Consider the following 21,551-nt stretch of genomic DNA (forward strand, 5'->3'; position numbering starts at 1 on the left):
CCGGCGCGCAGCCCGCGCCAGCAACACAAGTTTCACGCGTCAGATCAGGAAAACAGCCTTCGGGCAGCCTGGCTGCCTGCCGCCAAGTCACGCGAGGCCAAGGCCTTGTAGAGCGTGCTGAGTTCTTGGCCAATGGAAGCAAACGCATGCAGATTGAGAATCTGCCCGCGGTCGTCACACACGTCGGCGTCCATGTCGCGAGCCAGTCCTCGGGCCGCTTCTTGCCAGGAGGCAAACGGCTCCAATGCCTCGGCCGTTTGCGGCACATCCAAGGCCAAGGCCAATTCCCTCAGCGACGATTGCTGGGGGTTTTCTGCCAACGCGGCCTGGGCATCAAAGCTCAGCGAAAGAATGGGCGGTGCGCCTTCATCTTGCGAGGCCATCACCAACCGGCCCGGAATGGCCCCCGGCACAAAGCCGTGCCGTAACGCCATTTGCTGCACATAACCCAATGTCCATGCGGCATTGCGCGCCCGCAGTACCACGGCCAACTGGGCGTCATGGTCCCCCGCGAAATGATCGAGCTCACGCGCACGCCCCACCACGTCCAACATATCTGGAAATTGCGCAAATGCACCCACGCCATCGGCGAAGCCTTGCACCTTCTGCAAAAACTCCGAGTACTCGATTTCGTTCATGGCGCCGCTTCGATTGGCCATTTGCACGCCGGCCTGAAATTCGCCATAACGTTGCCCCGCAGCGGGCAACTCCCAGTCACCGGTTTCAGCGTTCATGCCTTCGATATGAAACGGCTTGGTTCCCGCACGTCGACTGCCGGGCAAATGGGACAAGGCCATTTCACCGCTGATGGGCTGCTCCAGGGTCAAAGTGGCGATAGCGTCGATCAGCGCGTCAATGCGAGCGGATGGTTTGCGCATGGGCCGAGCAACGGCAGGAGCGGTCTGATCAGCCGCCACATAACTGTCATCACTCGCGGTACTATTGAAAGCCATCGAGTCATCAAGCGTACCTTGCGGCGAACCCTGCGCGGCCATTCCAGGCTCATGGCGTGTCCCGTCCATCATGGGTTCAAGTTGTTCGGCACGGCGCGGCCCGGCCTTGCGGGCGCTCCACGCGCCATGGGCCACGACAACGGCAAGAATCAAGCCGCCCAGAATTGCCAGCAAAGAGGTCAATGTCATGCGGCCTCCGCCATGGCAAGCGCCTTGTCCATATCCACCGCCACAATGCGGGAAACCCCCTGCTCTTGCATCGTCACCCCGATCAATTGTTCAGCCATTTCCATTGCAATCTTGTTGTGTGAGATGAAGAGAAACTGCGTGCCGCTGCTCATCTCCGCCACCAATTTGGCATAACGTTCTGTGTTAGCGTCATCCAAGGGCGCATCCACTTCGTCCAGCAAGCAAAACGGCGCCGGATTGAGTTGGAAGATCGCAAACACCAAGGCGATCGCCGTCAGCGCCTTCTCACCGCCCGACAGCAAGTGAATGGTGCTGTTCTTCTTGCCGGGCGGCTGCGCCATCACCTGGATGCCGGCATCCAGAATTTCGTCGCCCGTCATCACCAGTTTTGCTTGCCCGCCCCCAAACAAGGTCGGGAACATGCGCCCAAAATGTAGATTGACCTGATCGAAAGTCGCACCCAGCAGGTCGCGGGTTTCCAGGTCGATCTTGTGGATGGCGTCTTCCAGTGTCTTCATGGCCGACTGCAAATCGGCACACTGCGCATCCAGGAAAGTTTTGCGTTCCCGGGCCGCGGTCAATTCGTCAAGTGCCGCCAAATTGACCGCACCCAAGGCCGCAACATCTCGGTTGATACGATCAATTTCACCTTGCAGGCCATAGAGCTTGACCTGCCCGGCCTCCACCGACTGCGCCAGAGCCTCCAGGTCAACAGCGGCGGCTGCAAGTTGTTCCATGTACTGCGCGCCGCCCAACTGCGCCGCCTGTTCTTCAAGCTGCAATTTGGTGATGCGCTCGCGCAAGGGATCCAGGCTGCGCTCAAAGGTCAGGCGCTGTTCATCGGCCTTGCGCAAGCGCAGGCTCAAATCGTCATAGTTGCTGCGCACGGCGGCCAAGGCTTGCTCACGTTCCATTTTCATGGCCAGCGCGTCTTGCAGACCGGCTTGCGCAGCCGCGTCGTTCAAAGAGCCCAACTCGCGCGCCAAGCTTTCTGCAGACTGCTGGTTGGTTTGCTGCTGCTGAACCGCCGTCTCGATGGCGCGCTGCAATTCAGCGCGGCGCGAAGCCAGCGCACGCGCGCTGAACTGCGCTTCCTGGGCTCGCCGCTCCAGCGCACGCAGCTGCTCGCGGGCCTCGCCCAGGCGCCGCTCAGCCAATATCACGGCGTCGTCTAGTTCGGCATGGCGCTCTTGCGTGGTCGCGAGTTGCATGTCCAACTCTTCAAAGCGCGCTTCACCGGTGACGCGGCGCTCTTGCAACTCTTCGGCCTGCGCGTCGATTTCAAACAACTCTTCTTCAAGCTGTGTGCGGCGTGTACTGGCAGCCTCGGCCTGACTGGACAAGCGCAACAACTCAACTTGCAATTGATGCGCCCGGTTCTGAGCCTCGCCCGATTCACGCCGCAGCCCCAACAGGCGCTGAGACGCTTCGGTCGCCCCCGCCTCGGCGCGGATCAAGGCACTTTTTGCCTCTTCAGCGATCAGTTGTTGCGCACGAAGCTCCAACACCAAGTGCTCGATTTCCTGTGCCCGGGCCAGCATGCCGGCTTGCTCAGTATCGGGGGCGTAAAAGCTCACCGCGAATTGGCTGACGGCGTGGCCGCCGGCGGTCATGATGAGCTCCCCATGGCTCAAGCGCTCACGCGCGGCCAAGGCCTCGTCCATCGAGGCTGCCGTGTACACGCCCTCCAACCAGTCGTTCAGCAAGGCCTTCAAGCCGGCGTCCTCCAGCCGCAGCAAGTCGGTCAAGCGAGGCAGGGTTTCGTGGGTGTTGGCGATGAATGCAGCCGGTATCGAATAAAAGGCCAGGCGCGCCGGCGGTGCATCGTCGACAAATGCGCGCACGGTCTCCAGGCGACCCACGGCCAAGGCCCCCATGCGCTCACGCAGCGCGGCCTCCAGGGCACTCTCCCAACCCGCTTGAATGTGCAGTTTGGTCCACAAACCGGCCAGGCCGTCCAGGCCGTGCCGGGCCAACCATGGCTTGAGCTTGCCTTCGGTTTGCACTTTTTCTTGCAAGGCACGCAAAGCATCCAGGCGCGCCGAAAGATCGCTTTGCCGGCTGAGTTGCTGGTTCGCGTCCTGCTGCGCAGCGCGGCGCGCCTCGTCCAGCAAAGGCGTCAGTTCTTGCGCTTCATGCAGGCGAGCATCGGCGAGATCGCGGGCTTCGTGAGCCGATTCACTTTGGCGTTTCAACTCGGCCAAACGATCGGCATCGGGTACCGCCAAACCTTGCCGCTCAGCGGCCAGCCGCTCGCGCCGCCCCCGCAGTTGCCGCGATTGCTCCTCGATATTGCGGCTCTCCGCAGCCAACACCTGGATCTGCTGCTGAACTTGCACGACCACCGCGCGCTGTTCGTTGGCACGGCTTTGTGCGGCACGCACGGCATCTTCTGAATTGGGCAGATTTGCCTGCTGCTCTTCAGCCTGCGCAGCAAGAATCTCGCTTTGCTCTTCGGCGGTGGCGATTTGCTCGGCAATGGTTTCCAACTCATCTTGAGCTTGCTGTGAACGCTCCAGCCATTGGTTGTTCTGCGCCTGCAATTCAAGCAGCCGGGACTCCACCCGCTGGCGCCCTTCCACCACATAGCGAATGCGCTCTTCAAGCCGGCTGACTTCCAGTTGCGCCTCGGCGTAGCGCCCTTGCGAGGCATGCAATTCATCGCCCGCGGCGTAATGCGCCTGACGCACGGTTTCAAGCTCAGCCTCGACATGACGCAACTCAGCCATGCGAGATTCGAGGCCATTGACGGCCTCCAGATACTCGGCCTTGACGCGCCCTTGTTCAGAGGTGGCATCCCGGTGCTTCAAGAACCACAATTGATGCAGCTTGAGCGTGCCGGCGTCTTGCAAGCTCCGGTAGGTGGCCGCCACTTCCGCCTGCTTTTCAAGCTTGTCGAGGTTGCTGTTCAACTCACGAAGAATGTCGTCCACGCGCGTCAAATTCTCGCGGGTGTCCTTCAGGCGATTTTCGGTTTCGCGGCGGCGCTCTTTGTACTTGGAGACGCCCGCTGCCTCCTCCAAGAACATGCGCATCTCTTCTGGCTTGCTCTCGATGATGCGACTGATGGTGCCCTGGCCGATGATGGCGTAAGCACGTGGGCCCAAACCCGTGCCCAGAAACACGTCTTGCACGTCCCGCCGACGTACCGGCTGGTTGTTGATGAAGTAGCTGCTGGTGCCGTCCCGGGTCAGAAGCCGCTTGACCGCGATTTCAGAAAACTGGCTCCACTGTCCACCGGCCCGGCCGTCTTCATTGGAAAACACCAGCTCAACGCTAGAGCGGCTGGCCGGCTTGCGGTTGCCTGAACCGTTGAAAATCACGTCCTGCATGGACTCGCCGCGCAGCTCCGAGGCCTTGCTTTCGCCCAACACCCAGCGCACCGCGTCCATGATGTTGGATTTGCCACACCCGTTGGGCCCCACCACCCCCACCAATTGGCCGGGCAGCTGAAAGACCGTCGGATCGGCAAAGGACTTGAAGCCCGAGAGCTTGATCGAGTTCAGACGCATGCGTGCTTGGCATTCACAGGGCTGCAACCCCAAAAGTACGGCTAAGCCATTGATTTATTTGAAAAAAAGCGCCACTTTTTGGCGCTTCAACTTCGTTAAATCATAGCATTGCGGCTCGAGCCGGCGCGGACACCCGAGGTATCACGAAGATTTGCCATGCAATCATTCGCTCAAAGTGGCCGCCAGGTGACCTTGGCCAATTGCGAATGAGTTACGGACAAGTTCTAAGCCCTTGATTTATCGAAACAAAGCACCCGGCCCCGCCGGTAAATGACGGGTGCGGTGATACCATCGCAGCTTCCCATTTTTTGAATCTCCAGCCGGGTGCCCAGGTGCGCGCGCTGGCACTGAACTCATGGCCAAGACCCCCTCGCCCAAATCTGCTGGCGTTGCCGCAAAGACCGCCACTGCCGCCGCTCCCGCCCCTGGCTCCAAAGTAGCAGCCAAACGCAAAGCCCCGACAAAAGCCGCAGTGGCAGCGCCCGCCATGCGGGAGATGCCGCCCAACCCGCCTTCGCGCCCCAGCAAAGAGCTGCACGTTTTTCCTAACCCTGCCCCGGAGCGGGACTATGTGATCCAGTTCCAGGTGCCCGAGTTCACCTGCCATTGCCCATTGACCGGCCAACCCGACTTTGCGCATTTCACCATCGACATGATTGCGGACAAATATTGCGTCGAGTTGAAAAGCCTGAAAATGTACTTCTGGAGCTACCGCGATGAAGGCGCCTTCCACGAAAAGGTCACCAACACCATTCTGGAAGATATCGTCAAAGTGACCCAGCCGCGCTTCATCCGCATCACTGCCAAGTGGTATGTGCGGGGCGGCATCTACACCAATGTGGTGGTGGAACATCGTCAAAAGGGATGGAAGCCGCAGCCCCGCGTGGATCTGCCCGCGCACGGCTTCGAGTCTGGTTTGTTGCGCTGAGAGTCACGCCGATGCCTTCATCCGTGTCCGTGCCGCATAACCCATTACTTGATCGGCTTCATCCCTATCCGTTCGAACGTTTGCGGGCCCTCAACAAGGGCGTCACGCCCAACCCTGCGCTGCGCCCGATCAGCCTGGGGATTGGTGAGCCCAAGCACCCGGCGCCCAAGCTGATTGAAGACGCGCTGATCGCCAGCGTGAAGAGCTTGTCGGTCTATCCGGCCACAGCCGGGGAGCCGGCACTGCGTGAGGCCATCTCGGCATGGATTTCGCGCCGCTACGGACTCACATTGGACGCCACAACCCAGGTGCTGCCGGTGAACGGTTCGCGCGAGGCCCTGTTCGCACTGGCCCAAACGGTGATTGACCCCAATCGCCCTGGCGCCACCGTGGTTTGCCCCAACCCGTTTTATCAAATCTATGAAGGCGCTGCGCTACTGGCGGGGGCGCAGACAGCATTCGCCAACAGTGACCCGGCGCGCAATTTCGCGGCAGATTGGTCTCAAATCGACGAGGCCACCTGGGCGCGCACGCAGTTGCTCTATGTCTGTTCCCCGGGCAACCCAACCGGTGCAGTCATGCCGCTGGACGAATGGAAGACGCTGTTTGAGTTGTCTGACCGCCATGGCTTCGTGATTGCGTCGGATGAGTGCTACTCGGAAATCTACTTCCGCGATGAAGCGCCATTGAGTGGCTTGGAAGCCGCCGCTCGGTTGGGCCGCCACGACTTCCGCAATTTGATCGCCTTCACCAGCCTGTCCAAGCGCAGCAATGTGCCAGGGCTGCGCTCTGGCTTCGTCGCGGGCGATGCGGCGATCATGAAGCGCTTCTTGCTCTACCGCACCTATCACGGCAGTGCCATGAACCCGATGGTGCAAGCCGCGAGCATCGCCGCCTGGGGCGACGAGGCACATGTCATTGCCAATCGAGCCCAGTACCGCGCCAAGTTCGCACACGTCACACCGGTCTTGGCAGCGCATTTGAACGTGGCCTTGCCTGACGCCGGCTTCTACCTGTGGGCCGAAGTGCCGAAGTCCTTCCTGAATGGCGACGACATCGCCTTCTCTCAGGCGCTGCTCGCTCAATACAATGTCGCCGTGCTGCCAGGCAGTTTGCTGGCGCGTGAAGCGCACGGTGTGAATCCGGGCGCCGGGCGCATCCGGTTGGCCTTGGTCGCGGAAACGGCCGAATGCCTTGAAGCCGCGGAACGAATCGCCGCTTTTGCGCGAACCCTTACCTGAGCTGCCTTGCAGACAGCCCTTATTTTTTACACCCCATCTCCCATGACCCAACAATTGCAAGCCATCATCGACCAAGCCTGGGAAGGCCGCGCCTCCCTCAACGCCAGCACCTCGCCCGAAGTGCGCGATGCCGTGGAGCACGTGATTGCCGAACTGGACGCAGGCCGTCTGCGTGTGGCTGAGCGCCAAGCCGTGGGCCAGTGGACCGTGCACCAGTGGATCAAAAAGGCCGTGCTGCTGTCATTCCGCCTGAATGACAACCAACTCATGGGCTCCGGTGACCTGAACTTCTTCGACAAGGTGCCCACCAAGTTTGCAGGCTTGTCAGAGGAAGCCATTCGCGCCATGGGCGTGCGCGTGGTGCCACCTGCCGTGGCCCGCCGCGGCAGCTTCCTGGCCAAGAACGTGATTTTGATGCCCTCCTACGTCAACATCGGCGCCTATGTGGATGAAGGCGCCATGGTCGACACCTGGGCAACCGTCGGTTCCTGCGCACAGATCGGTAAAAACGTGCACCTGAGCGGCGGCGTCGGCATTGGCGGCGTGCTGGAGCCGCTGCAAGCCAACCCCACCATCATCGAGGACAACTGCTTCATCGGCGCCCGCTCCGAAGTGGTGGAAGGCGTGATCGTGGAAGAAAACTCGGTCATCTCCATGGGCGTGTACATCGGCCAAAGCACCAAGATCTACGACCGTGCCACGGGCGAAGTGAGCTATGGCCGCATCCCGTCCGGCTCGGTGGTGGTGAGTGGCAATTTGCCGTCTGCCGATGGCAAGTACAGCTTGTATTGCGCAGTGATCGTGAAGCGTGTGGATGCACAAACCCGCGCCAAGACCAGCATCAACGACCTGCTGCGCGCCTGAACGCCGTGACGCCAGCCCTCGGGGCCCGGCGTCATGCCGCCCTGCCACGTTAACGATTCACCGACCCAACGACCCAACGACGCCGAGGTAAGTAGCGATGTCAGGAAACATGGAGCGCATCCTGCGCCTGATGGCGGACAAGGGTGCATCCGACGTCTATCTTTCGGCCAATATGCCGGTACTGATCCGCCTGAACGGGCAGATCGTGCAGTTGTCCGACCAATTGCTCTCACCGACCCAGCCTCGGCAATTACTGGCCGAGGTGCTGGAGCCCAGCCACCTGGCGGAGTTGGACCAGACGGGCGAGCTCAATATGGCGGTATCCATCAGCAAGGTGGGCAGTTTCCGGCTCTCGGGTTTTCGCCAGCGCGGCACCATCGCGGGCGTATTTCGGCACATCCCGCATGTCATTCCGTCGCTGGAGCAACTCAATCTGCCCTCAGTTCTGGGCAAGCTGGTGCTCGAAAAGCGCGGCCTGATTTTGATGGTGGGCGCAACCGGCACAGGCAAAAGCACGACGCTGGCGTCCATGCTGGAGCAGCGCAACATGAATATGGCGGGGCATATCCTGACCATTGAAGATCCGCTGGAATACTTGTTCTCCAACAAGCGCTCCGTGGTGAACCAACGTGAAGTAGGACGCGACACCGCGTCTTTGCAAGTGGCGCTGAAGAATGCACTGCGCCAATCGCCAGACTGCATCTTGATTGGCGAAATCCGCGACCGCGAAACCATGACCGCCGCGATTTCATATGCACTGTCAGGCCACTTGGTGCTGGCAACCTTGCATGGCAATAACAGTTATCACGCACTGAATCGAATCTTGTCGTTCTACACGCCGGAATCTCGACCCGCCTTGTTGAACGACCTGGCCGCAGGTTTGAAGTCCATCGTGTCCCAGCGCTTGGTCAAGGCCACGGCGGGGGGGCGCATCCCCGTCATCGAAATTCTGCTCAACACCAAATTGATTGGCGAATTCATCGAGCAAGGCGACTTCCCATCCGTCAAGGAGGCCATGGAGAAGTCGATTGCCGAGGGCTCGCAGACCTATGAAGAGCACTTCGCGAAGCTGATCAAGGACGGCACCATCACCCGTGAAGAAGGCCTTGCCTTCGCCGACTCACCGACCAATCTGCTGTGGCGATTGCAAAACGACACGACGGCTCCAAAAGGCTCGAGCCGAGCTGGTAAGAACGAAGAAGCTGCCAGTGATGAGGCCAGCTTCACTGAAATCACGTTGGACATCCGGAACGACTGACCCCCCGATGAGCACCACTCTCTCCCTGCTGGAAGCCTTGATTGCGCGCCCGTCCGTCACCCCCGAGGATGCCGGATGTATTGAGCTGATCGGCGGCCGCTTGTCCGCACTCGGCTTCGAACTACACCGAATGGACAGCGGCCCCGACTCCTTTCGTGTGAGTAATTTGTGGGCCATCAAGCCGGGCGCCAGCAATGGCCCGGTCTTGATGTTTGCCGGCCATACCGACGTTGTGCCACCGGGCCGCCTGGATGCATGGACCTCCGATCCCTTTGTGCCCACCTACCGTGATGGACGTATCTACGGCCGGGGTACGGCCGACATGAAAGGCTCTTTGGCTGCCATGGTGGTGGCCGTGGAGGAGTTTTACGCGGCAAACCCACAGCCTCCCGGCAGCGTGGCGTTCTTGTTGACCAGTGATGAAGAAGGCCCCTCCATCGACGGCACCAAAGTTTGCTGCGAACAATTGAAAGCCCAGGGCCAGCGCCTGGATTACTGCATCGTCGGCGAACCCACCTCGGTCGAGCAGGTGGGCGACATGGTCAAAAATGGCCGCCGCGGCACGCTCAGCGGCAAGTTGCGCATCAAAGGCGTTCAAGGGCACGTGGCCTACCCGCAGTTGGCGCGCAACCCGGTGCATCAAGCCGCGCCGGCCATCGCGGAATTGGTGTCCACGCTGTGGGACTATGGCAACGACTACTTTCCGGCCACCACTTTTCAGATCTCCAACGTCAACGCCGGGACAGGTGCGACCAACGTCATTCCCGGCGAGATGGTGATCGATTTCAACTTCCGTTTTTCGACCGAATCCACGCCTGAGTCGCTCAAGTACAAGGTGCAGTCGCTGCTGGCACGCCACGACCTTGAATATGCGCTGGACTGGACCTTGGGCGGAGAGCCATTTCTGACCCCGATCGGCGCGTTGAGTGCCGCGATGACCGCCGCCATCGTTGCCGAAACAGGTGTGCAGCCCGCCTTGTCGACCACCGGCGGCACGTCGGACGGCCGTTTCATCGCAAAAATCTGCCCCCAAGTCCTGGAGTTCGGCCCCATCAACGCGAGCATTCACAAGATTGACGAATACCTCCCGGCCGACAGTCTGGAGCCGCTCAAGAACATCTACCGACGCACGCTGGAGAACCTGCTGCTGTGAACCTGATTGCCTGCATTGACAAGCACGCCGCCCGCCTGACTGAGGCGGGCGTTTCATTTGGACATGGCACTACCAACGCCTTTGATGAAGCCGCATGGCTGGTCATGTGGCGACTTGGCTTGCCGCTTGACGCGCTGGACGATCACGCCGACCAAGCCTTGACCGAAGCGCAGCAAAACGAGGTTGCCGCCCTGATCGAGCAACGCATCTCCACCCGCAGGCCCGCCGCCTACCTCACACACGAAGCCTGGTTGCAGGGCGTGCCGTTTTACGTGGACGAGCGCGCCATCGTGCCGCGCAGCTTTATTGCGGAGCTCATCGCGGACGCGAGCATCGACGCCTGGCTTTCCGACCAAACCAGCCATGCCCTGGACCTTTGCACCGGTAACGGTAGTTTGGCGATTCTGGCGGCAATGGCGTGGCCTGAGATTCAAGTCGACGCCATCGATCTGAGCGCCGACGCGCTGGCTGTTGCCCGCATCAATCTTGAAAAACACGGCTTGCAAGACCGCATCACGCTGCTGCATGGCGACGGGCTACAGCCCGCTGGTGATCGCCGTTATGACCTGGTGCTGTGCAACCCGCCCTACGTCAACAGTGACTCGATGTCGAAGTTGCCGGCTGAATACCAGGCTGAGCCCGAGTTGGCCCTGGCCGGCGGCGCAGACGGGATGGACTTTGTGCGTAAGTTGCTGAACTCAATTCCTGACCATCTCACGACACATGGCGTGCTGGTGCTGGAAATCGGCAATGAACGTGTTTTTTTTGAGGCGGCATTCCCGCAATTGGAAGTGGCCTGGATGGAAACATCGGCCGGAGAGGATCAAGTGTTGTTGGTGACCCGAGAGGCCCTTTTGAAATCAAATCCCACGCAGGGCCTGACCCGATGATCACCCTGCGCAATATCACCCTGCGCCGGGGAAGCAAAGTGGTGTTGGATGACGCCAGCGTCACCTTGCAGCCCGGTGAAAAAGTTGGCTTGGTGGGACGCAACGGCGCCGGCAAGTCCAGCCTTTTCGCGCTGCTGACCGACCGCCTCCAAAGCGACAAGGGCGATGTAGACATTCCCCGCCAATGGGCCGTGGGTGAAGTGGCGCAGAACATGCCTGAAACCGAGGACTCCGCGACCGACTATGTGCTGGAAGGCGACATCCGCCTGATGGCCGCCCGCAAGGCCTTGGACGACGCCGAAGCCGCGGAAGACGGCCACGCCATGGCGGATGCCCACGCACTGCTGATGGATGCGGGTGCGTTTGACGCCAAACCCCGCGCCCAAGCGCTGCTGATGGGCCTCGGCTTCAAGGGCGAGCAGGTCGATGCCCCGGTGAACAGCTTCTCGGGCGGCTGGCGCATGCGCCTGCAACTCGCCCGCGCCTTGATGTGCCCGGCCGAGTTGATGTTGCTGGACGAACCCACCAACCACTTGGACTTGGACGCCCTGGTTTGGTTGGAAGCCTGGTTGCAGCGTTACGACGGCACGCTGATCGTGATCAGCCACGACCGGGAATTCTTGGACGCCATCACCAAAGTCACGCTCCACCTTGACGAAGCCAAGCTGCATCGCTACGGCGGCAACTACACCGCCTTTGAGTCCATGCGCGCCGAACGCATGGAGCAACAGCAAGCGGCATTTGGCAAGCAGCAAGACCGCATCGCCCATCTGCAGAAATTCATTGACCGCTTCAAGGCCAAGGCCAGCAAGGCAAAGCAGGCGCAAAGCCGGGTCAAGGCGTTGGAACGCATGGAAAAGTTGGCGCCGGTCTTGGCTGCGTCGGACTTCAATTTCGAATTCCGAGAACCTGCCAGCCTGCCCAACCCGATGCTGATGTTCGACGAAGTCGCCTGCGGCTACGAAGTTGACGGCGTCGAGAACATCATCGTGCGCGGCATCAACCGCTCGGTGTTGGCGGGCCAGCGCATTGGTATTCTGGGCGCCAACGGACAAGGCAAGTCAACGGTGGTAAAAACCGTAGCCCGCATGCACCGTGCGCTGGCCGGCAAGATCACCGAAGGCAAGGGCCTGACCATCGGTTACTTCGCCCAACAAGAGATGGACGTGCTACGCCCCGATGAAGGCCCGCTCTCACACATGGTGCGCCTGGCCAAAGAATGCAGCCCGGGTGCACGCGAGCAGGAACTGCGCGACTTCCTGGGCCAGTTCCGCTTTGTCGGCGAGATGGTGAATCAGCAGGTGGGCAGTCTCTCCGGCGGCGAAAAAGCGCGCCTGGTACTGGCCATGTTGGTCTGGCAACGCCCCAACCTGTTGCTGCTGGACGAACCCACCAACCACCTCGACTTGAACACTCGCGAGGCGCTCTCGATGGCCTTGAACGAGTTTGAAGGTACCGTGATGCTGGTCAGTCACGACCGTGCCTTGCTTCGCGAAGTGTGTGATGAATTCTGGCTGGTGAGCAAAGGCGTGGTGGCCCCCTTCGATGGTGATCTGGACGACTACCAGCGCTGGTTGCTTGATCAAAGCAAGGAGGCTGCCAAACAAGCCAAGGAAGCCGCCAAGCAAGCCAGCAAGAATTTCGGCAAAACGGCGGCTGCCCCTGCGCCCGCTGCAGTCGTGGCCGCCCCTGTGGAAGCCGCCGCCAAACCTGCTGCTCGCGAAGACCGCAAGCTCAGCGGCCAAGCCCGCCAACGGCTGGCCGAACAAACCCGCCCGCTGCGTAAAGAGATGGAATCCATCGACGCCCGGCTCAACAAGCTGGCCGATGAACGAAGCGCCGTCGAAGCGGAACTCGCCGCCGGCACTGCCGCACCCACCCAGATTGCCGAGTTGGGTCGGCGCCTGAAAGGCCTTCACGACGATTTGGAGTCCGCCGAATTGCGCTGGCTGGAACTCAGCGCCGAGCTGGACGCCATGCAAGCAGCGAGTTGAGCACGGCATTAATGCAATGGATCGAAATGGGCCTGCGGGCCCATTTTTTTCGCCAAAGCCTGGCTGCGCCCCAGCACCTTGACCGCTTGGGCTCAGCCGTTTGATCAGATCAAATCACCTTTTAAATTGTGTGCTATTTAATTGCCAACTACATTATTAGCCATGACAACGCGCACCGCATTGAACTCAGACAACCCGACGCCCGGCGCGCCAAGCACCACTGCAAGTGAATGGCTTCGCCTGGACCGGCAACTCTGTTTTGCACTCTACGCAAGCTCGCTGGCCATGACCAAACTCTACAAACCGTTGCTCGCGCCCTTGGGCTTGACCTACCCGCAATACCTGGTCATGCTGGTGCTGTGGGAGCAAGACGGACTCAGTGTCAGCGCCCTGGGCCAGCGTCTTGCGTTGGACTCCGGCACCCTGACGCCGCTCTTGAAGCGCATGCAGTCCGCCGGACTCATCGAACGCCGACGCGCCACCGATGACGAACGTCGGGTGGATATTGCCCTGACGCCACAAGCCGCCGTGCTCAAAGAACAAGCCTTGAGCATCCCCCCGAAACTGGCCTGCGCCAGCGCCTGTTCACTTGATGAACTGACTGTACTCACGCAGCGGCTGCACGCGTTGCGGCAAGAATTTTCAAAGGCACTTGAGTCCTAGCGCGGGTGCGCTAGCGACATTGCCCCTTCCTCGCCTCCCTGCAATTCCCCCCCCCTGTTCAACCTCTGATTGGAGAAACACCATGGCACTCGACAAAGTCCTCTATACCGCAACCGCCACCGCATCGGGCGGCCGCCAAGGCACAGCAACATCCAGCGACGGTGCATTGAAAATCGAACTCAGCACGCCACGTGAATTGGGCGGCGCCGGCGGCCCTGGCACCAACCCGGAACAGTTGTTCGCCGCCGGCTATTCCGCTTGTTTCATCGGCGCCATGAAGGCCGTGGCCGCAGGCCAAAAGCTGAGCGTGCCGGCCGACGTGTCCATCACTTCGGATGTTGGCATTGGCCCCATCACTGGCGGCTTTGGCATTCAGGTCGCCATGCGAATCAGCTTGCCCGGCATGGACCGCGCAGCCGCACAAGCTTTGATCGAATCAGCCCACAAAGTGTGCCCGTATTCGAACGCCACGCGCGGCAATATCGATGTAACGTTGACCCTGGTTTGATCGTCGTTTAGGCGTAGTTTGAGCGGGATTTAACCGCTCAGCCATTGCCCTGCCCCAGCAAGGCAATGCCCGCAAGCCACGTCGGCTTGCGGGCGCGGTGCGCGAAATTCGTCGCTCAAGCCAACAATTGCAGCAGCAGTTCAATACGTGCTTTAACGGGCGACAGCGCACCGGCACTGGGCAGTTGGTCAACGTTTCCGCCAATCACCGGCCCAGCATCGCAACGGCTCGCACGCAGCACCCGAACGCCTTGTGCACAGGCGCGCAGCAAAGCGTGCTCCAAGCCCTGGCTCAAGGTGCCATTGCCGGTGCCGGCAACCACCAAGCCTTGGCAGCCTTGGGCCAGCAAGGCATCCACGATGCGCCCATCAGCCCCAACATGATTCATCACGATATGAACCAGGGGCCACGCGGCGCTTGGCGATGCGATCCGCGTCAAACCCAAGGCGTCCCCACGCGGCCAAACGCCAAGCTCCCGAACATGACCCTCCTCAACGACGGCACACAGGGCAGCGTCTCTGGACTTGAAGGCGTCGATTCGATAACTGTGCACCTTTTGCACCTGATCCGCTGCATGCACCTGCCCGGCAGCGAGCAGAACAACTCCCCGCGCAGTCGGCCATTGCGCGAGCACCACGGCGTCCAGCAGATTTTGCGGCCCATCCGCCTGCAGCGCGGTTGCGGGTCGCATGGCGGCGGTCAGCACGACCGACTTTGAGGGCGCCAACACCCGTTGCAAAAAGTAGGCCGTTTCTTCAGCGGTATCCGTGCCGTGGGTAATCACCACGCCACACACTTCATTGCGGGCAAGGTGAAACGACACCTGCTGCGCCAACCGCTGCAAGGTCTCGAAATCCATGTCTTTGCTGTCCAACTGGGCTAGCTGATGCATTTCAAGGCGATGCGCCTCCAAGCCCGGTACCGCGGCCACTAATTGCGCAACGCCCAACTCACCCGCCTGATAGCCCACGTTGTCTGTTGCCTTGGCCGCCCTGCCCGCAATGGTGCCACCCGTCCCCAAAATGACAACGAGATCCGCAGGGCGCATTTTTTCAGCCGAATTTTGCATATTTTTTATTCAAACTGGATAAACTTACAGTTACTGGATATATATTCAGGCAACGCTGCTCGACGCCACAACACTGGGGCGTCATAACACGAGAACGCCCATGGACGACATGCCCAAACTCACGCCCCGCCAACAACAAATTCTTGATTTGGTACGCAAGGCGATTGAACTGACAGGCGCCCCCCCCACCCGGGCTGAAATTGCAGCCGAACTGGGTTTTCGCTCCGCCAATGCTGCTGAAGAGCATCTGCAGGCGCTTGCCCGCAAGGGAGCGATCGAATTGGTTGGAGGCACGTCTCGGGGTATTCGTCTCAAGTCCGGCACATTGCGAGCCCTCAATGAAGCAAGAGATGCCAAGGACATGGCGGCATCCTATGCGAACGCACGCCCGAAACAAAGGTTGGCTGCGCAATTTACACTGCCTCTGGCCAGTTTGGCCCAGCTCACCCTGCCACTTGTCGGCCGCGTGGCCGCAGGGCATCCTATCCTCGCCCAAGAGCACATTGAGCAAAGCTATACGCTGGAAGCCAGCATGTTCAATCAACGCCCCGATTTTTTGTTGACCGTTCGCGGCATGAGCATGAAAGACGCCGGCATCATGGACGGCGACTTGCTGGCGGTACAAAAAGCCAACGAGGCCAAGAATGGCCAGATCGTAGTGGCGCGCTTGGGTGATGAAGTGACGGTCAAACGTTTCAAGCGCGGCCGCAACGGCATTGAGCTGCATCCAGAAAACCCGGAGTTCGCGCCCATTTTGGTCGCTGACGACGATGAGACCTTCACGCTAGAAGGTTTGGCGGTGGGTTTGATTCGCAAACAAATGTTCAACTGAACACAATTTCTCGGCCAACGCGGAAAAGCCCCATTGATGGGGCTTTTTCTTGCTCGGAACATGTCGAATATTGCATGCAATATTCGACCCAACGGGGAAGCGTCTCCGTGCGTGGCAAATGCGCGCCAGTGGAAAATACCTCAACGTAGCGCTTTACTGTGTGATTTGGAAAGAAAACTCAGGCAAAAAAAATGCCCGAGAATTATCTCGGGCATTTTGAAATGTTGGCGGAGTGGACGGGACTCGAACCCGCGACCCCCGGCGTGACAGGCCGGTATTCTAACCAACTGAACTACCACTCCAGATGCGTGAATTGATATTCACAACACCGATAAGTTTGTAACTGCTTCCGCAATTACCAAGCCTTATCAAACTTGGCGTCCCCTAGGGGATTCGAACCCCTGTAGTCACCGTGAAAGGGTGGTGTCCTAGGCCTCTAGACGAAGGGGACTAAACCTTCTAATTTTTCAAACCTACACTTGAACTGCGCGCCAGCCACGCCCCCGCCAACGCGGAATCATGGTGGAGGTAAGCGGGATCGAACCGCTGACCTCTTGCATGCCATGCAAGCGCTCTCCCAGCTGAGCTATACCCCCGAATCTTTTCAGACTACAGGCACCGCGCCGTTCAAGCCAAAAACTCAATCTCAAATACAAGCGGCCAATCTCTTGGCCGCTTTCCGATCCATTAATGTGGACCTTCAAACCTACGCAGATACTTAATCTGCATATTCAATATGTTGGCGGAGTGGACGGGACTCGAACCCGCGACCCCCGGCGTGACAGGCCGGTATTCTAACCAACTGAACTACCACTCCAGATGAATGACAACATTATATCATCAATTTCACCGACAAGTTTTGCAATTATCTAAAGATAATTGCCAAGCCTTATCAAACTTGGCGTCCCCTAGGGGATTCGAACCCCTGTAGTCACCGTGAAAGGGTGGTGTCCTAGGCCTCTAGACGAAGGGGACTAAACCTTCTTGTTTCATACCTGAACTGCGCGCCATTCAGAGAATCTATTATTACATAAAAATTATATAACAAATAAAACTCTTGGTGGAGGTAAGCGGGATCGAACCGCTGACCTCTTGCATGCCATGCAAGCGCTCTCCCAGCTGAGCTATACCCCCAAAGTACAAGCCTCAATTCAAGCTGCCTGATTTACCCTGATCACTCCGGGCTTATCAATCTCATCCTGATTGCTGCCTAACACCTTGAATGCCTAACGCTGTTCAAGCAAGACAACGATTGTAGAACGTTTTTTATGCGTTGCGCAAGCGTTTCATCACAATTTCTTTGTCAAACAACGCCAACACTGCGTCAACGCTGGGCGTCTGCACCCTTCCGCACACCAAAGCGCGGACGGGCATAGCCAGTTGGGGCATCTTCAGGCCATGCGTGGCGATGGTTTCCTTGATGGCCGTGGCGATGGCTGCCTTGGTCCATTCGATATCTGCGAATTTCTCCGCCAAGGTTATCAACGCAGGTTTGACGACTTCGGTCACATGCGTAGCCAGATCCTGCTCACTCGGCGTGACCGGCTCGAAATACATCGCCAACCAATCGGCCAGTGCCACGGTCGTCGCACAACGGTCCTTGAACAGGGCTGCCATGGCTTGCAAGGTGGGCAACTCGGCATGAATGCCACGTTTGGCCAATTGCACTCGCACCAATTGGGCCAACTGGGCGTCATCGGCCTGCTTCATGTAGTGGCTGTTGACCCACGCCAGCTTGGCCGGGTCCCATTGGGCGGGGCTCTTGGTCAGGTGGGTGCCGTCAAACCACGACACCAATTGCTCACGCGAGTACAACTCGTCGTCGCCGTGGCTCCAGCCCAGGCGCGAGAGATAGTTCAACATGGCCTCGGGCAGGTAGCCCAATTCTTCGTAATTCGTGACGCTGACAGCGCCGCGGCGCTTGGACAGTTTCAGGCCATCATCGCCCAGAATGATTGGGAAATGACCGAACTTGGGCAGCGGCGCACCCAAGGCCTGGAAGATGTTGATCTGCCATGGCGTGTTGTTGACGTGCTCGTCACCACGGAAGACATGGCTGATCTTCATGTCCCAATCGTCCACCACCACGCAGAAGTTGTAGGTAGGGACGCCGTCAGGGCGCACGATGATCAGGTCGTCAATTTCGCGGTTGTTGATGGTGATGGGGCCTTTGACCAAGTCATCCCAAGTCACATCGCCTTCAGGCGGGTTCTTGAAGCGAATCACCGGCTCAACGCCGCTTGGCACGGGCGGCAGCACTTTGCCCGGCTCGGGGCGCCAGCGTCCGTCGTAACCCGTTTTCTCACCGCGGGCGCGTTGCCCCTCACGCATGGCTTCCAGTTCTTCCGGGGAGCAGTAGCAGCGGTAGGCTTTGCCCTCCTCCAGCATTTGCTCGACCACCTGCTTGTAGCGGTCCAGGCGTTGCATTTGATAGATCGGGCCCTCGTCGTAAGTCAGGCCCAGCCAGTTCATGGACGCGATGATCTGATCCACTGAATCTTGGGAGGAGCGGGCGACGTCGGTGTCTTCGATGCGCAGCACGAATTGCCCGCCGAAATGGCGTGCATAGGCCCAAGAAAACAGGGCCGTGCGCGCCGTTCCCAGGTGCAGAAAACCGGTGGGCGAAGGCGCGATACGGGTGCGAACGGGGGTGATGGCTTGGCTCATTTCAACTTATTTCGAGGGGTTCAGCGTGGCAAGGCCGCGCAGCAAATCGTCGGTGATGTCATCCACGTGCTCGAGGCCCACGGCCAAGCGAATCAAGCCTTGGCTGATGCCTGCGGCTTGACGCTGGGCCTCGCTCAGACGCCCATGCGAGGTGGTGGCCGGGTGAGTAATGATGGATTTGGTATCGCCCAAATTGGTGGCAACGCTCAGTACGCGAGTGCTGTCAATGACGTGGAACACAGCGGCACGTGCGGCCTCCGGCGTGTCGCCATGCAACTCAAATGCCACCACGGCACCGCCCTGCCCGCCTTGCTGGCGCATCGCCAACTCATGCTGGGGATGCGAAGCCAGTGCAGGGTAATAAACCCTCGCCACTTCGGGCCGGCGCTCCAGCCACTGCGCCACCGCCAGAGCATTCTCGCTATGGGCCTTCATGCGCAGGGAGAGTGTCTCCAGGCCCTTCAGAACCACCCAGGCATTGAAGGGGGCCAAGGTCATGCCTGCGGTGCGAATCACCGGGCCGAACACATCCTTGATCAACTTCACGGGCCCACAGAGCGCGCCGGCCATCACTCGGCCCTGTCCATCCAGATATTTGGTACCGGAATGCATCACCAGATCGGCCCCTAGCTCGGCCGGGCGCTGCAGCGCAGGCGAGCAAAAGCTGTTGTCCACCACCAGCAGTGCGCCAGCACCGTGGGCAATGTCAGCCAGGGCGTGGATGTCGCAAATCTCGGTCAGCGGATTGGTCGGCGTCTCGGCGAAGAACAGCTTGGTGCTTGGCTTGATGGCGGCGCGCCACTCGGCCAGATCGGTCTGGGAGACAAAGCTAGTCTCGACCCCGAACTTGCCAAACTCCTTGGCAAATAGATTGATGGTGGAGCCAAACACCGAGCGCGAGCAGATCACATGGTCGCCCGCCTTCAGCAGGCCCATGATCAAGAGCAGGATGGCGCTCATGCCGGTGGCCGTAGCAACAGCCGCCTCGGTGCCTTCCAGGGCCGCCAAACGCGCCTCGAAGCTGCGCACCGTGGGGTTGCTGGTGCGTGCGTAGGTGAAGTCTTCCGACGCGGCAAAGCGCTCGGCCGAGGTCTGGGCATCGGGCTGCACAAAACCGCTGGTCAGAAACAGGGCCTCGGAATTCTCGCCATGCTGGCTAGGCGCCAGCGCCGTGCGCACCGCGAGCGTTTCGGGGCGTAGGCCGGCAGGCAGGCGAGCACGCTCGATGCGGCGCTGCTCGTCACTCATGTCATTCATTTCCATCGCGTCGTCACCCCTCATGCTCAGGGCTCTTGGCGGCTTTGCAAGGCCAAGCGGCTGCGGGCCGGGCCCTCCTCCTCGTCGCCGCCCTGGCTCAAACGCTGCGATTCCATCGCGGCGAAATCTTCAGCGGTGACATCGCCGGTGATGTAGTGCCCATCAAAGCACGAGGCTTCAAAACCTTGCAACTTGGGCTGCAGGGCGGCCACGACGCGCTTCATCGCGTCCACATCTTGATAAATCAAGGCATCGGCGCCAATGAACTGGCGAATTTCTTCGATGCTGCGGTTGTGTGCCACCAACTCGGCGCTGGTAGGCATGTCGATGCCGTACACATTGCGATAGCGCACCGGCGGCGCGGCCGAGGCCAGATAGACCTTGCGGGCACCGGCCTCGCGAGCCATCTGCACAATCTCTTTGGACGTGGTGCCGCGCACGATGGAGTCGTCCACCAGCAAGACATTGCGGCCCTTGAACTCCAGGCCGATGGCGTTGAGCTTTTGGCGAACCGACTTCTTGCGCGCGCCCTGCCCCGGCATGATGAAGGTGCGGCCGACGTAGCGGTTCTTCACGAAACCTTCACGGTACGGCTTGCCGATGCGATGAGCCAGTTGCATGGCCGAGGGGCGGCTGGACTCTGGGATGGGGATCACCACATCGATATCGCTCGGGGGCATGGTCGACACCAGGCGCTGCGCCAGCGTTTCACCCATGTTCAAGCGGGCTTGGTAAACCGAGATGCCGTCCATCACCGAATCAGGACGAGCCAGGTACACAAACTCGAACATGCAGGGTTGCAGCGTCGGATTGTCCGCACATTGCTGGGTGCTCATCTGGCCTTTCATGTCGATGAACAAGGCCTCGCCTGGGGCCACATCGCGCACGAGTTGATGGCCCGTGCCTTCGAGTGCAACGCTCTCGCTCGCTACCATGAATTCACCATCCGCAGCCTGCCCAAAGCACAGGGGACGAATGCCGTACGGGTCGCGGAAAGCCAACAAGCCATGGCCTGCAATCAAAACGATCACGGCATAACTGCCCTTGATACGCTTGTGCACCGCGCGCACGGCCTTGAACACTTCGTCGGGCGTCAAGGGCAAGTTGCGGGCGGCCAATTCGAGCTCGTGAGCCAGCACGTTCAGCAAGACTTCCGAATCGCTTTCAGTGTTGATGTGGCGGCGGTCCACATTGAACAACTCGGCCTTCAAGGCTTGCGCATTGGTCAGATTGCCGTTATGCACGAGCACCAAACCATACGGGGCGTTGACGTAGAAAGGCTGGGCCTCTTCTTCGTTGTAGGCATTGCCCGCCGTCGGGTAGCGCACTTGACCCAAGCCGATGGAGCCAGGCAAGGCCCGCATATTGCGCGTACGAAACACATCCCGCACCATGCCGCGCGCCTTGTGCATGAAACACTTGTTGCCCTGCATGGTGACGATGCCCGCGGCATCCTGCCCACGGTGCTGTAGCAGCAGCAACGCGTCATAGATCAGTTGATTGACTGGGGAGGGGGAGATCACGCCGACGATGCCACACATGGCTATTCCTTCACTTCTAAACAAACGACCCG

General features: G+C 59.8%; 16 protein-coding genes and 6 tRNA genes. 10 read left to right on the top strand and 12 right to left on the bottom strand.

Annotation, left to right across the window (positions count from 1 at the left end; all coding sequences use genetic code 11):
* Positions 1-44: 44 nt before the first annotated feature.
* Positions 45-1,142 carry a cell division protein ZipA C-terminal FtsZ-binding domain-containing protein gene (locus PRZ01_RS13425; protein ID WP_273597308.1) on the bottom strand — a complete coding sequence of 366 codons (1,098 nt, stop codon included), beginning with the start codon at positions 1,140-1,142 and terminating at the stop codon, positions 45-47.
* Positions 1,139-4,654, bottom strand: coding sequence for a chromosome segregation protein SMC (smc, locus tag PRZ01_RS13430; RefSeq protein ID WP_273597309.1), 3,516 nt, complete (start codon positions 4,652-4,654; stop codon positions 1,139-1,141). Before smc ends, PRZ01_RS13425 begins: the two co-directional genes overlap by 4 nt.
* Before the next feature lie 496 nt (positions 4,655-5,150).
* Here smc and queF point away from each other — a divergent pair, with 496 nt between their 5' ends.
* The 9 genes from queF (at position 5,151) to PRZ01_RS13475 (ending at position 14,153) form a co-directional block, all read left to right on the top strand.
* Positions 5,151-5,582 carry a preQ(1) synthase gene (gene queF / locus PRZ01_RS13435; protein WP_273597349.1) on the top strand — a complete coding sequence of 144 codons (432 nt, stop codon included), beginning with the start codon at positions 5,151-5,153 and terminating at the stop codon, positions 5,580-5,582.
* Between the two features lie 11 nt (positions 5,583-5,593).
* Positions 5,594-6,823 (top strand): succinyldiaminopimelate transaminase, encoded by a 1,230-nt coding sequence (gene dapC / locus PRZ01_RS13440; RefSeq protein ID WP_273597310.1) that lies wholly within the window; start codon positions 5,594-5,596, stop codon positions 6,821-6,823.
* A gap of 42 nt (positions 6,824-6,865) precedes the next feature.
* Entirely contained in the window at positions 6,866-7,687 is an 822-nt protein-coding gene (gene dapD / locus PRZ01_RS13445) for a 2,3,4,5-tetrahydropyridine-2,6-dicarboxylate N-succinyltransferase (RefSeq protein ID WP_273597311.1), read from the top strand.
* A gap of 97 nt (positions 7,688-7,784) precedes the next feature.
* Entirely contained in the window at positions 7,785-8,945 is a 1,161-nt protein-coding gene (locus PRZ01_RS13450; protein WP_273597312.1) for a PilT/PilU family type 4a pilus ATPase, read from the top strand.
* Positions 8,946-8,952: 7 nt separating this feature from the next.
* Complete coding sequence (gene dapE, locus PRZ01_RS13455) at positions 8,953-10,098, top strand: succinyl-diaminopimelate desuccinylase (RefSeq protein WP_273597313.1); 1,146 nt, start codon at positions 8,953-8,955, stop codon at positions 10,096-10,098.
* Positions 10,095-10,988, top strand: coding sequence for a 50S ribosomal protein L3 N(5)-glutamine methyltransferase (prmB, locus tag PRZ01_RS13460; RefSeq protein WP_273597314.1), 894 nt, complete (start codon positions 10,095-10,097; stop codon positions 10,986-10,988). Before dapE ends, prmB begins: the two co-directional genes overlap by 4 nt.
* Complete coding sequence (locus tag PRZ01_RS13465) at positions 10,985-12,982, top strand: ABC-F family ATP-binding cassette domain-containing protein (protein ID WP_273597315.1); 1,998 nt, start codon at positions 10,985-10,987, stop codon at positions 12,980-12,982. Before prmB ends, PRZ01_RS13465 begins: the two co-directional genes overlap by 4 nt.
* A 162-nt stretch (positions 12,983-13,144) precedes the next feature.
* Positions 13,145-13,645 (top strand): MarR family winged helix-turn-helix transcriptional regulator, encoded by a 501-nt coding sequence (locus tag PRZ01_RS13470; protein ID WP_273597316.1) that lies wholly within the window; start codon positions 13,145-13,147, stop codon positions 13,643-13,645.
* A gap of 82 nt (positions 13,646-13,727) precedes the next feature.
* A complete protein-coding gene (locus PRZ01_RS13475; protein ID WP_273597317.1) occupies positions 13,728-14,153 on the top strand; it encodes an organic hydroperoxide resistance protein in 426 nt (141 codons plus the stop codon).
* A 115-nt stretch (positions 14,154-14,268) separates the two neighbouring features.
* On the opposite strand, the gene PRZ01_RS13480 is transcribed toward PRZ01_RS13475, so the two are convergent.
* A complete protein-coding gene (locus PRZ01_RS13480) occupies positions 14,269-15,222 on the bottom strand; it encodes an asparaginase (protein WP_273597318.1) in 954 nt (317 codons plus the stop codon).
* A 100-nt stretch (positions 15,223-15,322) separates the two neighbouring features.
* Here PRZ01_RS13480 and lexA point away from each other — a divergent pair, with 100 nt between their 5' ends.
* Positions 15,323-16,054, top strand: a complete 732-nt coding sequence (lexA, locus tag PRZ01_RS13485) for a transcriptional repressor LexA (RefSeq protein WP_273597319.1) — start codon at positions 15,323-15,325, stop codon at positions 16,052-16,054.
* A 225-nt stretch (positions 16,055-16,279) separates the two neighbouring features.
* Here the strand turns inward: lexA and PRZ01_RS13490 are convergent.
* From PRZ01_RS13490 to purF, 9 genes are all read right to left on the bottom strand, one after another.
* A tRNA-Asp gene (locus tag PRZ01_RS13490) sits at positions 16,280-16,356 on the bottom strand.
* A gap of 73 nt (positions 16,357-16,429) precedes the next feature.
* Positions 16,430-16,505, bottom strand: a tRNA-Glu gene (locus PRZ01_RS13495).
* A gap of 69 nt (positions 16,506-16,574) precedes the next feature.
* A tRNA-Ala gene (locus tag PRZ01_RS13500) sits at positions 16,575-16,650 on the bottom strand.
* Positions 16,651-16,794: 144 nt separating this feature from the next.
* A tRNA-Asp gene (locus PRZ01_RS13505) sits at positions 16,795-16,871 on the bottom strand.
* An 82-nt stretch (positions 16,872-16,953) separates the two neighbouring features.
* Positions 16,954-17,029, bottom strand: a tRNA-Glu gene (locus PRZ01_RS13510).
* Positions 17,030-17,112: 83 nt separating this feature from the next.
* Positions 17,113-17,188, bottom strand: a tRNA-Ala gene (locus tag PRZ01_RS13515).
* A 132-nt stretch (positions 17,189-17,320) separates the two neighbouring features.
* Positions 17,321-18,721 carry a glutamate--tRNA ligase gene (gene gltX / locus PRZ01_RS13520; RefSeq protein WP_273597320.1) on the bottom strand — a complete coding sequence of 467 codons (1,401 nt, stop codon included), beginning with the start codon at positions 18,719-18,721 and terminating at the stop codon, positions 17,321-17,323.
* A 6-nt stretch (positions 18,722-18,727) separates the two neighbouring features.
* Positions 18,728-19,969 carry an O-succinylhomoserine sulfhydrylase gene (locus PRZ01_RS13525; protein WP_273597350.1) on the bottom strand — a complete coding sequence of 414 codons (1,242 nt, stop codon included), beginning with the start codon at positions 19,967-19,969 and terminating at the stop codon, positions 18,728-18,730.
* 35 nt (positions 19,970-20,004) lie between these two features.
* A complete protein-coding gene (gene purF / locus PRZ01_RS13530; protein WP_273597321.1) occupies positions 20,005-21,519 on the bottom strand; it encodes an amidophosphoribosyltransferase in 1,515 nt (504 codons plus the stop codon).
* Positions 21,520-21,551: the final 32 nt, after the last annotated feature.

Source organism: Roseateles koreensis (assembly GCF_028595305.1).
In the GTDB taxonomy this organism is placed as follows: domain Bacteria; phylum Pseudomonadota; class Gammaproteobacteria; order Burkholderiales; family Burkholderiaceae_C; genus Paucibacter_A; species Paucibacter_A koreensis.